At 62.3% G+C, this 14,583-nt stretch carries 15 protein-coding genes; 2 read left to right on the top strand and 13 right to left on the bottom strand.

What is annotated here, in order from left to right:
• Window positions 1–102: 102 nt before the first annotated feature.
• From lpxB to pyrH, 13 genes are all read right to left on the bottom strand, one after another.
• The gene (gene lpxB, locus K3724_RS10735) at window positions 103–1,266 is read right to left on the bottom strand and encodes a lipid-A-disaccharide synthase (protein WP_259992517.1); all 1,164 of its coding nucleotides are present in this window, start codon (window positions 1,264–1,266) and stop codon (window positions 103–105) included.
• Window positions 1,263–2,051 carry an LpxI family protein gene (locus K3724_RS10740; protein ID WP_259992518.1) on the bottom strand — a complete coding sequence of 263 codons (789 nt, stop codon included), beginning with the start codon at window positions 2,049–2,051 and terminating at the stop codon, window positions 1,263–1,265. The genes lpxB and K3724_RS10740 overlap by 4 nt, the downstream gene beginning before the upstream one ends.
• Window positions 2,052–2,055: 4 nt before the next feature.
• A complete protein-coding gene (gene lpxA / locus K3724_RS10745) occupies window positions 2,056–2,841 on the bottom strand; it encodes an acyl-ACP--UDP-N-acetylglucosamine O-acyltransferase (protein ID WP_259992519.1) in 786 nt (261 codons plus the stop codon).
• Between the two features lies 1 nt (window position 2,842).
• The gene (gene fabZ / locus K3724_RS10750; protein ID WP_259992520.1) at window positions 2,843–3,313 is read right to left on the bottom strand and encodes a 3-hydroxyacyl-ACP dehydratase FabZ; all 471 of its coding nucleotides are present in this window, start codon (window positions 3,311–3,313) and stop codon (window positions 2,843–2,845) included.
• 75 nt (window positions 3,314–3,388) lie between these two features.
• On the bottom strand, window positions 3,389–3,934 hold the full coding sequence (locus K3724_RS10755) for an OmpH family outer membrane protein (protein WP_259992521.1): 546 nt from the start codon (window positions 3,932–3,934) through the stop codon (window positions 3,389–3,391).
• A 73-nt stretch (window positions 3,935–4,007) separates the two neighbouring features.
• Entirely contained in the window at window positions 4,008–6,419 is a 2,412-nt protein-coding gene (gene bamA, locus K3724_RS10760) for an outer membrane protein assembly factor BamA (RefSeq protein WP_259992522.1), read from the bottom strand.
• A 126-nt stretch (window positions 6,420–6,545) separates the two neighbouring features.
• Complete coding sequence (locus K3724_RS10765; protein ID WP_259992731.1) at window positions 6,546–6,674, bottom strand: hypothetical protein; 129 nt, start codon at window positions 6,672–6,674, stop codon at window positions 6,546–6,548.
• A gap of 140 nt (window positions 6,675–6,814) precedes the next feature.
• On the bottom strand, window positions 6,815–8,164 hold the full coding sequence (gene rseP, locus K3724_RS10770; RefSeq protein ID WP_259992523.1) for an RIP metalloprotease RseP: 1,350 nt from the start codon (window positions 8,162–8,164) through the stop codon (window positions 6,815–6,817).
• A 4-nt stretch (window positions 8,165–8,168) separates the two neighbouring features.
• Window positions 8,169–9,341: a 1-deoxy-D-xylulose-5-phosphate reductoisomerase gene (gene dxr, locus K3724_RS10775; RefSeq protein WP_259992525.1), complete on the bottom strand. Its 1,173-nt coding sequence runs from the start codon at window positions 9,339–9,341 to the stop codon at window positions 8,169–8,171.
• Between the two features lie 16 nt (window positions 9,342–9,357).
• A complete protein-coding gene (locus K3724_RS10780; RefSeq protein WP_259992526.1) occupies window positions 9,358–10,134 on the bottom strand; it encodes a phosphatidate cytidylyltransferase in 777 nt (258 codons plus the stop codon).
• Window positions 10,131–10,889 carry an isoprenyl transferase gene (locus K3724_RS10785; protein ID WP_129370700.1) on the bottom strand — a complete coding sequence of 253 codons (759 nt, stop codon included), beginning with the start codon at window positions 10,887–10,889 and terminating at the stop codon, window positions 10,131–10,133. Before K3724_RS10785 ends, K3724_RS10780 begins: the two co-directional genes overlap by 4 nt.
• Before the next feature lie 8 nt (window positions 10,890–10,897).
• On the bottom strand, window positions 10,898–11,461 hold the full coding sequence (frr, locus tag K3724_RS10790; RefSeq protein ID WP_129370698.1) for a ribosome recycling factor: 564 nt from the start codon (window positions 11,459–11,461) through the stop codon (window positions 10,898–10,900).
• Between the two features lie 264 nt (window positions 11,462–11,725).
• Complete coding sequence (gene pyrH, locus K3724_RS10795) at window positions 11,726–12,475, bottom strand: UMP kinase (RefSeq protein ID WP_129370696.1); 750 nt, start codon at window positions 12,473–12,475, stop codon at window positions 11,726–11,728.
• Window positions 12,476–12,604: 129 nt separating this feature from the next.
• Between pyrH and miaA the strand changes: the two genes are divergently transcribed.
• Entirely contained in the window at window positions 12,605–13,465 is an 861-nt protein-coding gene (miaA, locus tag K3724_RS10800) for a tRNA (adenosine(37)-N6)-dimethylallyltransferase MiaA (protein ID WP_259992527.1), read from the top strand.
• Between the two features lie 140 nt (window positions 13,466–13,605).
• Window positions 13,606–14,418, top strand: coding sequence for an AraC family transcriptional regulator (locus K3724_RS10805; protein ID WP_259992528.1), 813 nt, complete (start codon window positions 13,606–13,608; stop codon window positions 14,416–14,418).
• Window positions 14,419–14,583 lie beyond the last annotated feature (165 nt).

Here is a 14,583-nt window from a genome sequence, read left to right on the forward strand (position 1 = left end):
GTTCTGCGCTGGCCGGGCGGCGCGCTCCGCGCGGGTGCGCAGCGCCCGCGCTACCAAAAGCCGCGCGACGGAGGCATCAGCCTCCGGCACGCTCCTGCCCTATCAGCTGGGTAAACGGTCCAGGACCGCGCGGGCGGCGCGCAGGCCAGGCTCTTCACCGCCCTTGCCAAGACGTTGCATGGTCACGTCCATGGCACCCAATTGCGCGCCAGGATCGGCTGAAACCGCAGCCAGCCGGGCAGCTATATTGTCCGGTGTGCACTCTGGCCCCAGGCATTCCGGCACCACGCGGGTATCGCTCACCAGGTTGACCAACGTCACAGTGTCGATCAGCGCCATGCGTTTCATGATCTGCCAGGTCAGCCATTGGAATTTGTAGGCAATCACCATCGGCGTGGCCGCGGCGGCCAGTTCCAGCGATACCGTGCCAGAGGCGGCCAGTGCCAGATCCGCTGCCGCAAAAGCGGCGCGTTTGTGGGCCTTGGCCGTGGCTGGCTCGAATTTGTTCGGGTCAATCAGGACGGTGCCCGCAGGCCAGCTCTGCAAGGTCTCCTGCACCAGCCCTGCAACCGGCGCGGCGGCAGGAACGACCACCTTATAGTCCGGGTGCGTCTCCAGGAACCGTTTTAAGGCAGCCCCGAAGTCCGGCGCCAGCCGCGATATCTCAGAGCGCCGCGAGCCTGGCAGCGCCAGCACAAAGGGCGCATTTCCCAGACCAAATTGCTGCCTGAACGCAGCAACCTCATCACGCGTGGCCTGCGGCTCGGCGACCACCGGGTGGCCGGCAAAGTCGCAGACCATCCCGGCCTTTTCCATAAGCGGCGGCTCAAACGGCAGCAGCGCCAGCACATGGTCGATGACCTCAGCCATTTTGCCTGCCCGTTTGGGCCGCCAGGCCCAAACCGAGGGCGCCACGTAATGAACTGTGCGGATATTGCTTTGCTCTTTGACCAGCCGCGCCACCCGCAGCGAGAAATCCGGGCTGTCGATAGTGATCAGCACATCCGGCTTGGTTTCCAGAACCGCATCGGCAGTTTCCCGGATCCGGCGTTTCAGATGGCGGTATTTGGGCAGCACCTCGGCCAGCCCCATCACCGACAGCTCATTCATCGGAAACCGTGAGACCAGCCCCTGCTCAGCCATCAGGGCGCCGCCAATGCCGTCGAAACTGACGTCCGGTTCCAGCTGCTTCAAACCCGCCATCAGCGCCCCGCCCAGCCGGTCGCCCGAAGGCTCTCCCGCCAGAATGAACACCCGCAGGCTCATCCCTTGCGCAGCCACAGGAACAAGCCCAGCCGGTCACAGGCCGAAATCACCGCCTCCTGATCCAGTACGATCACGCCGCCTGCTTCCAGTGCAATGCCGGACAATCCGGCCTTAGCCGCGGCTTCCACTGTCCCGGCACCAATGGTGGGGAGGTCAGCACGGCGGTCCTGTGCCGGTTTCGGCGCCTTGAACAGCAAACCGCCCTGCCCGTCCGGGCGGTGCAGCAGCGAGGCCAGCATCCAGTCGGTGCCAAAGATGTTCTCGACCGCAATGGCCTGCTGCTTGCGCACTGCACAGGACTGACCGATATCAGCCGCACACATGGCGGCGACAATTTCAGCGCCCCGTACAGCATCTGCCTTGTCCAGCTCGCCCGGCTGCACCTTGGTCGGCACGCCCTCTGCCATCAGCAGATCCGGCGCTACCTCATGCGCGGCGCGGACAGTGAACCCAGCCTGTTCGAAAATGCCAATGATCGCCCGCAAAGCCCCGTCATCGCCAGCAGCCAGCGCCGCCTGCAGCACCGGAACCAGCGGCATCGTCGCGGCATCGATGGCCGAAGGGTCGATATTGGGACGGCGCACCGCGCCCGCCATGCAGATCTCGGTCACTTCTGCGGCCTTCAAGCGTTCCAGAAAGGATCCCAGCTGTTCAAACCGGAAAGTCACTTCCGCATCCACCGCGTCCGGTTCGGACCCTGCCATCGCACAGATCAGCGGCCGGCCGCCAACACGGGATACAACTTCAGCCGGCAGTTCACCGGTGCCTGCAATCACTGCCAGCATGGTCTCAGCCCCCCGGTGTTAGGAAAGAGCGGTCGCTGCCGCCGGTGATGAAAGCGACGATCCGCTGCACGTATTCGCTGTCGCTCTCGTCCCCCAGCCGCTTGGCGCGCTCCTGAAAGGTGCCTTCGCCCTGGGCCAGCATCTGAAACGCCGCACGCAAAGCGGTGATGTCGCTGCGGGCGACGCCGCGGCGCTTGAGCCCGACCAGGTTCAACCCGTCCAGCTCGCCCCGTTGCGCCTGCACCAACCCGTAGGGGATCACATCATTGGTCACCATGGTGACTGCGCCGATGATGGCGCCGCGGCCAATGCGCACCCATTGATGGATGCCCGACAGGCCGCCGATGATCACGTCATCCTCCAGCACGCAATGGCCTGCCACCGCGGCAGAATTCACCACGATCACCCGGTCGCCGACCTGGGCATCATGGGCGATATGGCAGCCGGCCATGAACAGGCCGTCGTCGCCGATGCGGGTCACGCCGCCGCCGCCGTCGGTGCCGGCATTCACCGTCACATGCTCGCGGATGCGGTTGCGCTTGCCGATCACGGTCTTGCACTTCTCGCCCTTGAACTTCAGGTCCTGCGGGATCTCGCCCAGCACCGAAAAGGAGAAGACAACGGTTTCGTCGCCGATCTCGGTGTCGCCAGTGACCACCACATGGGATTTCAGAACAACCCGGTCCCCCAGCACAACATCAGGTCCAACCAGGCAGAACGGGCCGATCTCGCAGCCCTCGCCGATTTTGGCACCGTCTTCAATAATGGCGCTGGGGTGGATGCTGCTCATATCAGGTGCCCTCTACCTGGCGGTCTACCATCGCAGTGAATTCGGCTTCTGCGGCCACTTCACCGTCCACCGTGGCGCGCCCCAGGAACTTGAAGATCTTGCCGCCCGGTTTACCGCGCAGGGTTTCGACATGCATTTCCAGCACATCGCCGGGCACCACCTTGCGGCGGAATTTGCATTTGTCGATGTTCATGAAATAGATCAGCAGGTCGGTATCGACCATGTCCATGCCAACGCCAAGCATCACGCCTGCGGTCTGCGCCATCGCCTCGACGATGGTGACACCCGGCATGATCGGGGTACCAGGGAAATGGCCCTGGAAATGCGGCTCATTCATGGTGACATTCTTGATGCCGCGCGCCGATTTGTAGCTGTCGATATCAACCACCTTGTCGACCAGCAGGAACGGGTAGCGGTGCGGCAGGATCCGCTGGATCAGTTGAATGTCAGCATTTTGCAGCTCGGTGGTCATGCGTGGTTTCCCATTATCGTCAATTATGCTGCGCCGTCCCTAGCAAGCAGAGGGCACTTGGGCAAGTTCGCACACTCAGCGCTCACTCTCCTCATCTGCTGCGCCATCGCCAAGAACCTCGTCTATCCGGCCGATTGCCAGGCTGGTGATATCAGCGGCATTGGCGCTCAGAAAGACCGAAGCATGATCCAGAATCGCCCCAGCGCCGGACTCCCGCATGATCTGCTGCAGCACCGGCAGTGAGGCGGCGATGAATTCACGCCGGGCTTCCTCGCCCATCTGGTTGATTTCACGCAGCTTCTGGTCCTGGCGGCGCCGGGTTTCCTGCACCTTCTGATCAAAAGCATCCGCCAGGGCACGGAAGGCGTTCGGCGCCATGTCGCTGCGGCGTTCGGTCAGCTCCAGCTCCTCGGCGCGCAGTTCAGCCTCGATGCGGCGGTTTTCCGCGGTCAGCACCGCGCCCTCGGCCTCAATCTCGCGCTCCACCCGCTTGCCAAAGGCGCTTTCGGAAAACAGCCGGTCAGGCTGGATGGTGAGGATGCCGCTTTGCGGCAGCCCCAGCTGGAATTCCGCACCCGCATGGGGGGGGGGTGAAACCGGCTCCTGGGCCAGGGCCGGCACCGTCCCGGGCCCGGACAGCGCTATGGCAAGACCAAGCGCTGCCCAATAACTGGGCGCAGGCCGCCGCACCAGATCAGAACCGCGCCTGCAAAGTCAGGTCGAAACTCTGTTCCTGGTCAAAGTCCTCTTTCTGGAGGGCTTTGGAGAAGTTGAAGCGCAGCGGGCCGATCCCGGTGGTCCACAGCAGGGAAACGCCGACGACGTGGCGGAACGATCTGCTGCCTCCTACCACAGTTGCATTTCCGCCTGCGGGGAGGGATCTGTCCACGTTCTGCGTTCCCCAAAGGCTGCCAACATCATAGAACAGGGCGCCACGCATCCCCAGTTCCTCAGGCAAGCCCAGCGGGAATTCCGCATCAAAGCGGGCTACAGCATAATAGTTGCCGCCCAGGAAGTCATTGTAGTTTCCGTTAGGCGCGCCGCTGGACTGGTCCCGCGGACCGATACCGCCGGGTTCGAATCCGCGCATAACCGATGGGGTCAGAACGAACCGGTCGATCGAGCGGCTGGAACCGCTGCCTTCCCATTGGAACGCACCCGCCTCCAAGGTCGCACGGATCGTGACTTCCTCGTTCAGAATCTGTTTCTGCGCCACAATCTTGGTTGTGGTCTTGAAGTACTCAGAATCTCCGCCCAGGCCGGCATAGTCGGCCCCGATTTCAACCAGGAAGCCCGCAGTCGGATCCAGGCCGGTCAAACGGCTGTCATAGCGGTAGGTGAAACCGATGGCACTGGCCGAACGCTCACCCTGATTGATTTCGTTTTGAATAACCGGGCTCGCCAGGAAGGTGCTTGTGTCGTCATCCTCGCCATCAGTGAACAGCATCTCGTCCGCATCCCACGTATAGCGGACTTGCAGCGAGGTATCCTCACCGGTGCTGAACGTCAGTGCAGGCTGGAAGAAGATCCGTTTGGTGCGGTATTCCGAGAAGCTGGAGTCGGTTTCATTCAGCCCCAGGTCCAAATCGAACCGCAAATCCCGGCCCAAAAGGTAAGGCTCGGTAAAGCCCAGAACATAGGAATCCGATTCCGTCGCCGTGGCGACATTGAAAGACAGCCGCTGCCCGCGGCCCAGGAAGTTGTTCTCGGACAGACCGACGCTGACCCCGAAACCATCCGTGACAGAATATGCACCGCCAAGGTTCAGCGACCCGGTCGGCTGTTCCTCAACGTCAACATCAATAATCACCTGATCAGACGAGCTGCCCTCACGGGTTTCAACATCCGCGTTGGCAAAATAACCAAGCGCCCGGATACGCTCTGCACTGTTGCGGATGGACCGCGGATTGAAGGGGTCGCCTTCCACCGAGCGGAATTGCTGGCGGATCACCCGGTCCAGCGTGGTGGTATTGCCTTCGATATCGATGCGTTCGACAAACACCCGCGGACCGCGGCGCAATACGAACTCAATATCCAGGGTCAGATCCCGCTCATTGCGGGTGACCCGCGGCTCGACCCGCAGAAAATCGATCTCATTGCGGACAGCCTGCCCTTCCATCCGGTCGATTGCATTCTCGACCAATGTCGGGGAATAGACCACACCGGGCTTGATCTTCAGCGTGGAGCTGAACAGGTCGGCATCCGCTTCCGGCATTTCGCTGGTCACAGAGACATTGCCGAACCTGAATTGCTGGCCCTCGGTCACATCGACCACCAGGAAGACCGCATCCCGCTCGCGGGTGACTTCAGCGTTGGAGCTGTTGATCCTGAAATCCACGTAACCGCGAGACAGGTAAAAATCGCGCAGCACCTGCTTGTCGAATTCCAGCCGGTCCTCGATCAACGTGTCCGAGTTGATGAATGCGCGCAGAAATCCAGCCTGTTTGGTCTGCAGGATCCGGCGCAGACGGCGGTCGGAATAAACCCGGTTGCCGGTGAAAGAGACGCGCTCCACCTCGATGGTGTCGCCTTCGGAAATCTCGAACACCAGGTCGACGCGGTTGTTGTTGCGGCGGATAATCCGCGGGGTCACGCGCGAGGCCAGACGGCCTTGAACGCTGTACGCCTCGGCAATTGCGGCGGCGTCGCGCTCGGCCTGCGAGGGGCTGAACACCCGGCGCGGCGCAGATTCGATAATCTGGTCCAGGGAATCATCCTTGAGACGGCGGTTGCCCTCAAAGCTGATCTGATTGATGGTCGGAAATTCGGTGACTTTGATCACCAGCGTGTTGCCGCGCGGCACCAATTCCACTGTTTCAAATACGCCACTGTCAAGGATGCGCTGATAGGCGTCGTTCAACTCGCCTGCACTGACTGTCTGCCCCCGTTCGATCCCGGTGTAGGCAACAACAGTGGACGTCTGGATCCGCTGATTGCCCTCGACCTGAACCGTATTGAAGCGGAAGCTTTGCGCCTCGGCCGGCAGCGGAGACAATGCATAACCCAGCGCAACCGCCAGAGAAATAGCCGAAACTTTACGGTACAAGATGTTGATGCCCGACTTACGCTCACCACAGGACTTGCCTGCGACTTTCCCCCAAACCATTTTTCAAAACCCGATTATTATAGCAGCTTTGGGATGTGCGTACCGGGTTTGAAAGCGCTTGTCAAAACCAACAAAGCGCATTCTGGCAGCAACCGGCGCGGCGGGCTTGCGCGCCGGTTGCAGGAATCACAATGTGGCGAGCCAGGCGCCTGCGGTCAATGCGCCGAGGACGGCAAAACCCGTCAGCGCACGGTCCCAATTCAGCAGGACCAACAGGCCCAGGCCATGGTAAGATTGCGAGAGTGTCTGCATCATTCGTCCCCCAGTTATCGTCCACCAGTCCGCAAAGCACCTATCTGGCACAATCTGCGTATTGATAAAAAGTTAACGGGAGAATGTGGCAGCACTTGGGCGGCAAAATGGCCGCCCGAAGTCATCGTGTCGAGGCAGGCTTCTCAGCAGAACAAATCATTGCCAAGCGCAAACACCATCAGCGACAGCACAATGGCAATGCCAAGCGACATCAGCACCCGCACCGCCCGGTCACTGGGCGGACGGCCTGCCACGGCCTCGTAGGCGTAGAACATCAGATGGCCGCCATCCAGCGCAGGCACCGGGAACAGGTTCAGCAAGCCCACGGCCGTCGACAGCACCGCAATGAAGCGGATGAAGCTCTCGGCCCCCTGGCTGGCCATCGCGCCCGAAGTTTCGGCAATGCCGATCGGCCCGGACAGGTTGCAGGTGCTGATGGCGCCGGTGATCATATGCTTCAGCCCCGACAACGAGGTCTCCACCACAGCCCAAACCTGATAGGTTCCCGCCGCCAAAGAGGCGCCGAAGCCTGCGGATTCTGTTGCCGGTTCAAAGGCCAGGCCGCCAATAATGCCGATCCGCCAGCGGGTGGCAAAACCGCCATCCGGCTGCGGCTCGTCGGTGCGGCGCGGCGCTAGAGCCATTTCGACCTGCTGGCCGTCCCGCCAGACGTCCAGCACCAGCACTTTGCCGTCCGCGGCCTCAACGTGCGTCTTGAGCTGGTCAAAGGACACAACCGGCGCGCCATTCATCGCCAGGATCACGTCTTCCGGCTGCAATCCTGCATCTGCGGCTGCACTGCGCGGCACCACACCGCGCACATAGGGCGGATAAAGATACGGTCCGCTGACGCTGATTTCAGTACCGTCGCGGCGCACTTGATAGTCCAGCGGCTGCTCTTGCGGCAGGGCCTCGCGGAAGGCTTCCCAGGCATCGGGATCGGTATAGCTTGGCACCGCAATTCCGCCTGCTGCAATCAGCTCATCTCCCTGCTGCAGCCCGCTTTCGACCCCCGGCAGCGGCGCCAGCGCGCCAATGGTCAGCGGGTCGCGCATGATGCCTTGGGACATGGCAACTGCGGTAAAGATGATCGCCGACATCACAAAGTTGAACACCGGGCCTGCAGCCACCGTTGCGGTCCGGGCCCACAACGGTGCGCCATGCATGGTGCGGCGCAGGGCTGCCGGATCGTCCGCGGCGGCTTCCATAGCACCGGCATCCTTGCCCGAGGCTGCATCAGCATCACCAAGGAATTTCACATAGCCGCCAAACGGCAGCGCTGCGACCTGCCAGCGGGTGCCGTGTTTGTCCACCCGGCTCCACAGCACCGGGCCAAACCCCAGCGAGAACACCTCCGCGTGGATTCCCGACCAGCGGCCAACAATGTAGTGGCCGTATTCATGCACTGCCACAATCACCGACAAGGCGATGACAAAGCTGGCAATCGTATAAAGAAAACCGCCAAACTGCGGGACAAAAGCAAGTACGTCCAAAGATCTACCCTATGCGTTCTTCTGCGGCGCGTGCCGCCTGTTGCCGGGCGAGATGGTCGACCCGGGTCACGTTATCAAGTGTCATTGCGGCATCAATGAGGTCACGTTCCGCTGACATGCGCTCCAACGCGGTCTCGGTGACGGCCGCCATATCAGTGAACCGGATGCGGCCTGCGATGAAGTCATCCAGCGCCTGTTCCTTGGCGCCGTTGAAGGCTGCGCCCATCATGCCGCCACGGGCCATCACATCATAGGCCAGGTGCAGCGCCGGATAGCGGGCCGGGTCCGGTGCGCGGAAATTCAGTTGGCCGATGCGGGCCAGATCCAGCCGCTCCACCGGCAGTTCCTGGCGTTCCGGCCAATGCAGCGCGTATCCGATGGCGTGGCGCATGTCCGGCGCGCCCAGATGCGCCATCAGCGCACCGTCATTGAAGCCAACCAGCGCATGGACCAGCGATTCGGGATGCACCAGCACCTCGATCTGTTCAGGCCGGACACCGAAGTATTCCCGGGTTTCAATAACTTCCAGCGCTTTATTGAACATGGACGCGCTGTCGATGGTGATCCGCTGACCCATGTCCCAATTGGGATGCGAGGACGCCTGCGCCAGGCTTGCACCTGGCAGGTCCTCCAGCGGCCAGTCCCGGAATGCCCCGCCGGACGCGGTGATGATGATCCGCTCAACTGCACCGATGTCTTCGCCCGCCAGCCCCTGGAACACCGCCGAATGCTCGCTGTCCACCGGCAGCAGCCGGGCGCCGTGCGCCGCCGCTGTCTCCAGCAGCAACCGGCCGGCGCAAACCAGAGATTCCTTGTTGGCCAGCGCCAGTGTGGTGCCGTGTTTCAGCGCCTCCAACCCCGGAGCCAGACCAGCCGCGCCCACAATGGCCGACATGATCCAATCCGCGGGGCGCGCAGCAGCCTCAACCAGCGCCGCCTGCCCTGCTGCGGCCTCGACGCCGGTCCCTTCCAGCGCCGCGCGCAGATCCGGCAGGCGGTTGTCATAAGCAGTCACAGCAACATCAGCCCGCAGCGCAACAGCGTCTTCGGCCAGCCGCGCGATATTGGCGCCGCCGGTCAGCGCCACAACATCATAAGCGTCCGGCGCGCGGCGGATCAGATCAATGGTGTTCTGGCCAATCGAGCCCGTCGCGCCGAAAATCGAGACTTTCCGCATAGTTTTTCCTGTCTGGTTATCCCCAGAGGGCGGTCACGGCCAGGAACATCGCCGCAGCCCCCAGCATCCCGTCGAACCGGTCGAACAGCCCGCCATGGCCGGGAATCAGCCCGCTGGAATCCTTGACGCCCATCTTCCGCTTCAGTGCGCTTTCGGCCACGTCGCCCGCCTGGCTGGCCATCGACAGCAGCACCGACAGCACCACAATGCCATAGCCCAGCCCCATCTGCCCGGCAAAACCCGCGCCCACGACAGCAGCTGCCAGCCAGCCAGCCGCGGTGCCGCTCCAGGTTTTCTTGGGGCTGACACGCGGCCAAAACTTTGGCCCGCCGATCGCCTTGCCGGCAAAGTAGCCCGCGATATCAGTTGCCACCACAATGCCGATCAGCCACAGCATCCAGGCCACACCCATCTGGCCGCGCAGCCAGATAAAGCCGAAACCCGCCAGCAGAACCCACAAGGCAAAGCCGGTGAAATACTGCCGCCGTTCGCTGATCTGGCCGAACCCTGCCGCCACAGGGGCCGCCAAGACCGGCAGCACCCAAAGCACCGGCAGGAACGACGCCAGCAGTACGGCAACGGCAGAGATTGCACCAAGCTGCAGCGCAGTGCCGCTGCGCGCAGGCTGAAGCATCCGCACCAGTTCCCACACCATGCCGCCGCTGCACAGCGCAATCAGCACATCAAACACCAGCCCGCCGGCCCACACGGCATATCCGCCCGCGGCCACCATCACCACAGCAGACAAGGCCCGCGGCAGCAGGTCCGCCCAGCGGCCCTTGGCGGCACTCATGTTTTGACGGCCCCGAACCGGCGGTCGCGGCTGCCATAGCTATTGCAAAGCCTCGCCAGCTCTTCGCCGGAGAAATCCGGCCACAGCGTGTCGATGAACTCATATTCCGCATAGGCCGATTGCCACAGCAGAAAGTTCGAGATCCGCGCCTCGCCGCTGGTGCGGATCACCAGATCCGGATCCGGCAGCACATGGGTGTCCAGATACCGCGGCAGGGTTTCTTCATCGACTTTGGCGGGATCCAGCCGGCCATCCGCCACATCCTGCGCCAGCCGTTTGGTGGCGCGGGCAACCTCATCACGGCCGCCGTAGTTCAACGCGATGGTCAGCTGGGTGCCGTCGTTGCCTTCGGTCTTCTGTTCCAGCTTGTCCATCAGGTCGATCAGCTTGGCATCCAGCCGAACCCGGTCGCCGATAAAGCGCACCCGGACATCTTTTTCGGCCAAAGCGTTCATTTCCTTGGAAATGTAACGCCGGAACAGGCTCATCAGGCCTGCGACCTCGGTCTGGGTGCGTTTCCAGTTCTCGGTCGAAAAGGCAAAGATAGTCAGGTATTTCACGCCCAGACTTGGGCAGCACTCGACAACTTCACGCACCCGGCGCGCGCCGGCATGGTGGCCGAACAGCCGCGGCCGCCCGCGGGCCTGGGCCCAGCGGCCATTGCCGTCCATGATGATAGCCACATGACGCGGGCCGGAACGGACCGCCGGAGACTCTCCGGCGGCGCTCAATTGCGGATTTGCATCTCCTGGCATACTGCCGGTCAGACCTGCATAATTTCGGCTTGCTTGGTCTCAAGCGCCTCATCCACGGCCTTGATCATCTTGTCGGTCAGCTCCTGCACTTCGGCTTCCCAGAACTTCTGATCGTCTTCCGACATGCCGTCGGCCTTGGCCTTCTTGATCTGGTCCATGCCGTCGCGGCGCACGTTGCGGATCGATACCCGGCCATGCTCGGCATATTGCCCGGCAACTTTGGTCAGCTCGCGGCGGCGTTCCTCGTTCAGCTCCGGAATCGGCAGCATGATGATGGTGCCATTAAGCTGCGGGTTGATCCCCAGCCCGGATTCGCGGATTGCCTTTTCGACCTTGCCGACCAGGCCCTTATCCCAGACGTTGATGGTGACCATGCGCGGTTCGGGCACGTTCACGGTGCCGACCTGGTTGATCGGCGTCATCGAGCCATAGGCATCCACCATCACCGGCTCCAGCATCGAGCCAGAGGCCCGGCCGGTGCGCAAGGACGCGAATTCGGTCCGCAGGTTGGCCATGGCACCGTCCATACGGCGCTTCAGGTCGTCGGTATCCAGTTCAAAATCATCAGACATTCTGCTCTCTCCCCTTATCTGAGGCGGTCTTCCCTTGGCTCATAAGCCATTGGAAGGCTGATGTATAGCGATGTCGGCCAGGATTTGCCGCCGCCGGGATTGCATATTGCCCCTTGCCGGTCTCCCCTGTCATCCAGGAAATTTAGTCTGCATTCCGGTGATTTCACGGAATTGCCCTGCCTCGCCAAGGGATCTGCCCCGGCCAGACACAAAAAAACGCGGACTTCAAAGGGCCCGCGTCTTTCCTTAATCTCTGATCAGGGATTAGCCGTGAACCTTGGTATAGGTGCCTTTGCCGGCCAGGATGCCGCGGAAGCCGCCCGGCTCATCCAGCGGGAACACGATCAACGGCAGATTGTTGTCACGCGCCAGCGCAATGGCCGAGGCATCCATCACCTTCAGCCGTTTGGCAAAGACTTCGTCATAGCTGATCTCGTCATAACGGACGGCGTCGGCATGTTCTTTGGGGTCTTTGTCATAGACGCCATCAACCCCGTTCTTGCCCATAAAGATTGCCTCGCAGGCCATTTCATTGGCCCGCAGGGTGGCGGCGGTGTCGGTGGTAAAATACGGGTTGCCGGTGCCCGCCGCAAAGATGCAGACCCGCTTTTTCTCCAGGTGGCGCACAGCGCGGCGGCGGATATAGGGTTCGGCCACCTCATCCATGCGGATCGCCGAGATCACCCGGGTGAAAACCCCCAGTTCTTCCAGCGCCGACTGCATGCCAAGCGCGTTCATCACGGTTGCCAGCATCCCCATGTAATCAGCGGTGGTGCGTTCCATGCCCTGGGCGGACCCGGACAGACCGCGGAAGATATTGCCGCCGCCGATCACCATGCAAATCTCAACGCCCATCTCCTGCACCGATTTCACTTCGCGGGCGATGCGCTGCACGGTCGGCGGATGCAGGCCGAACCCCTGATCGCCCATCAATGCCTCGCCCGAAATTTTCAGCATGACGCGTTTATAGGCGGCGGCCGGATGCAGCTCCGGCTTGTCTTGCGGTTGAGGCATGTTGCGCTCCAGAAGATGTGAGGGTTAGTTTGCGCGCAAAATGAAGCAAATCGCCGCCGGTTTCAATCCGCGCAGCGCGCTTTCCGCACAGTTTTGCGGAACTGGACTTAAGAGACGGAACACGCCTGAATGAACCTGCCTGACATCAACCCGGATCTGCCTGTGCTGATTGCCGGCCCCACCGCTTCGGGAAAGTCCGCGCTGGCGCTGGAGATTGCCGCGCGGCAGGGCGGCATCATCGTCAATGCCGATGCCAGCCAGGTCTATGATTGCTGGCGGGTGATCACCGCCCGCCCTTCGGCTGAGGAAGAAGCGCAAGCGCCTCACGCGCTCTACGGGCACATGCCCTATGATGCGGATTATTCCGCCGGCCATTGGCTGCGCGAGGTGCTGGAGCTGCTGAAAGGGCCCGAACGGATGATCATCACCGGCGGCACTGGCCTTTACTTCACCGCCCTGACCGAAGGCATGGCAGACATTCCTACCACCCCGCCCGAGGTCCGCGCCAAAGGCGACAGCTTGCCCCTTGAGGCGCTGCTGGCAGAGCTGGACCCTAAGACCGCCTCCCGCATTGATCTGCAGAACCGGGCCAGGGTGCAGCGCGCCTGGGAAGTGCTGAAGGCCACCGGCCGCCCGCTGGCCGGCTGGCAGGATGACACCCCCGCCCCGGCGCTGCCGCTGTCCGGCTGCACTGCATTGGTGCTGAACTCAGAGAAATCCTGGCTGGAGGCCCGCATCCGCAAGCGCTTTGGCCAGATGCTGGATCAAGGCGCCATGGCTGAGATCGGCGCGATGCAGGACCGCTATGACCCCGCCCTGCCGTCCTGCAAGGCGATCGGGGTTCCGGAATTGATGGCCTACGGCCAGGGCCGGATTTCGCTGGCCGAGGCAGAAGAACGCGCGGCCATCGCCACCCGGCGGTTTGCCAAGCGTCAGCGCAGCTGGTTCCGCGCCCGCATGAAAGACTGGCAGCAGGTGGCCCTGGCCTGACCGCCGCCGCGCGGACAGCCAGCAGGCACAAACCCTAAAAATTTATACGTTTTCGGTGCCGGCCGGCGAAAACTTGCCAGAATCAGGGATTCATGCCCTGTTGCAGCAGATCGTATTTGTTCCTGCGCTTAAGATACCTGATGCCATTTGATCCGACCCTGTCCGGCGACATTCACGCCGCCCCCTTGTCCAGGCTTGCCCCCGATGGCGCCTGGCAGACCGGGTTGGCGCATACCCGCCGCGAACACCTGCTGATCTGGATCACCCGCGGACAGGGGCGCATCTGTGTCAATGGCGCACAGCGCGGCTTTGGCCCCTACAGCGCCATCTTCCTTCCGGCCGGCACGCTGTGGTCCGCCGAATTCACCCGCCAGTGCCTGGGACAGGTTCTGTCGGTATCCGGCCCGCTGCCGCTGCCGTTTCCGGAAACGCCGGTCCAGAAGCGGTTCGCCAGCCTTCAGGACCAGGCCAGGCTGACCGCCCTGTTCGAAGCCATCAGCCGCGAGCAGAACGCGCAGGAGCTGCTCTGGCACCGCTCCGTTCAGGCCCATTGCGAACTGGCCGCCATTGCCTTGCACCGGCAACCGGAGCCCGCCGGACGGACTGCCCGGCAGACCGCAGCGCAGCGCCTGTGCCAGGCCTACTGCCTCCGCATCGCCGAACTGCCCGGCACCCAGGCCGCCATGGCCGATCACGCGGCCGCACTGAAGGTCACGCCAACCCACCTGACGCGGGTCTGCAAGGCCGAGACCGGCAAGACCGCCGCAGCCCTGCTGACCGAGCGCCAGCTGCACGCCGCGCGCACGCTGCTGATCAGCTCTGAGCTGCCCATCCGCGACATCGCTGCTCATCTGGGGTTTGGCAGCGCCGCCTACTTTACCCGCTTCATCTCCCAGCACGCCGGTCAAACCCCCAGCGCAGTGCGCAAAGCCGCCCGCAAGAAGTCACAATAGTTTGATCCGCTTGCAGATTCTTGCATGTTTTCCAGCAAGTGCGGAATTCACCCCGGTTACTGGGCAGTTTTGAACAGTATTCAGTAGCATACCGTTTCAATTCGGGAAAACGACACCCCGAATGTCGTAATTTTACCTTCAAACGCCGAAACTGTGCATTGACGA

This window comes from Leisingera sp. M658, assembly GCF_025144145.1.
In the GTDB taxonomy this organism is placed as follows: domain Bacteria; phylum Pseudomonadota; class Alphaproteobacteria; order Rhodobacterales; family Rhodobacteraceae; genus Leisingera.

What these genes read in the sequence shown, in the direction of transcription:
- lpxB (WP_259992517.1), bottom strand. Translation starts at nt 1,266, where the DNA reads ATGAGCCTGCGGGTGTTCATTCTGGCGGGAGAGCCTTCGGGCGACCGG.
- K3724_RS10740 (WP_259992518.1), bottom strand. Translation starts at nt 2,051, where the DNA reads ATGCTGGCAGTGATTGCAGGCACCGGTGAACTGCCGGCTGAAGTTGTA.
- lpxA (WP_259992519.1), bottom strand. Translation starts at nt 2,841, where the DNA reads ATGAGCAGCATCCACCCCAGCGCCATTATTGAAGACGGTGCCAAAATC.
- fabZ (WP_259992520.1), bottom strand. Translation starts at nt 3,313, where the DNA reads ATGACCACCGAGCTGCAAAATGCTGACATTCAACTGATCCAGCGGATC.
- bamA (WP_259992522.1), bottom strand. Translation starts at nt 6,419, where the DNA reads ATGGTTTGGGGGAAAGTCGCAGGCAAGTCCTGTGGTGAGCGTAAGTCG.
- K3724_RS10765 (WP_259992731.1), bottom strand. Translation starts at nt 6,674, where the DNA reads ATGATGCAGACACTCTCGCAATCTTACCATGGCCTGGGCCTGTTGGTC.
- dxr (WP_259992525.1), bottom strand. Translation starts at nt 9,341, where the DNA reads ATGCGGAAAGTCTCGATTTTCGGCGCGACGGGCTCGATTGGCCAGAAC.
- K3724_RS10780 (WP_259992526.1), bottom strand. Translation starts at nt 10,134, where the DNA reads ATGAGTGCCGCCAAGGGCCGCTGGGCGGACCTGCTGCCGCGGGCCTTG.
- K3724_RS10785 (WP_129370700.1), bottom strand. Translation starts at nt 10,889, where the DNA reads ATGCCAGGAGATGCAAATCCGCAATTGAGCGCCGCCGGAGAGTCTCCG.
- frr (WP_129370698.1), bottom strand. Translation starts at nt 11,461, where the DNA reads ATGTCTGATGATTTTGAACTGGATACCGACGACCTGAAGCGCCGTATG.
- pyrH (WP_129370696.1), bottom strand. Translation starts at nt 12,475, where the DNA reads ATGCCTCAACCGCAAGACAAGCCGGAGCTGCATCCGGCCGCCGCCTAT.
- miaA (WP_259992527.1), top strand. Translation starts at nt 12,605, where the DNA reads ATGAACCTGCCTGACATCAACCCGGATCTGCCTGTGCTGATTGCCGGC.
- K3724_RS10805 (WP_259992528.1), top strand. Translation starts at nt 13,606, where the DNA reads ATGCCATTTGATCCGACCCTGTCCGGCGACATTCACGCCGCCCCCTTG.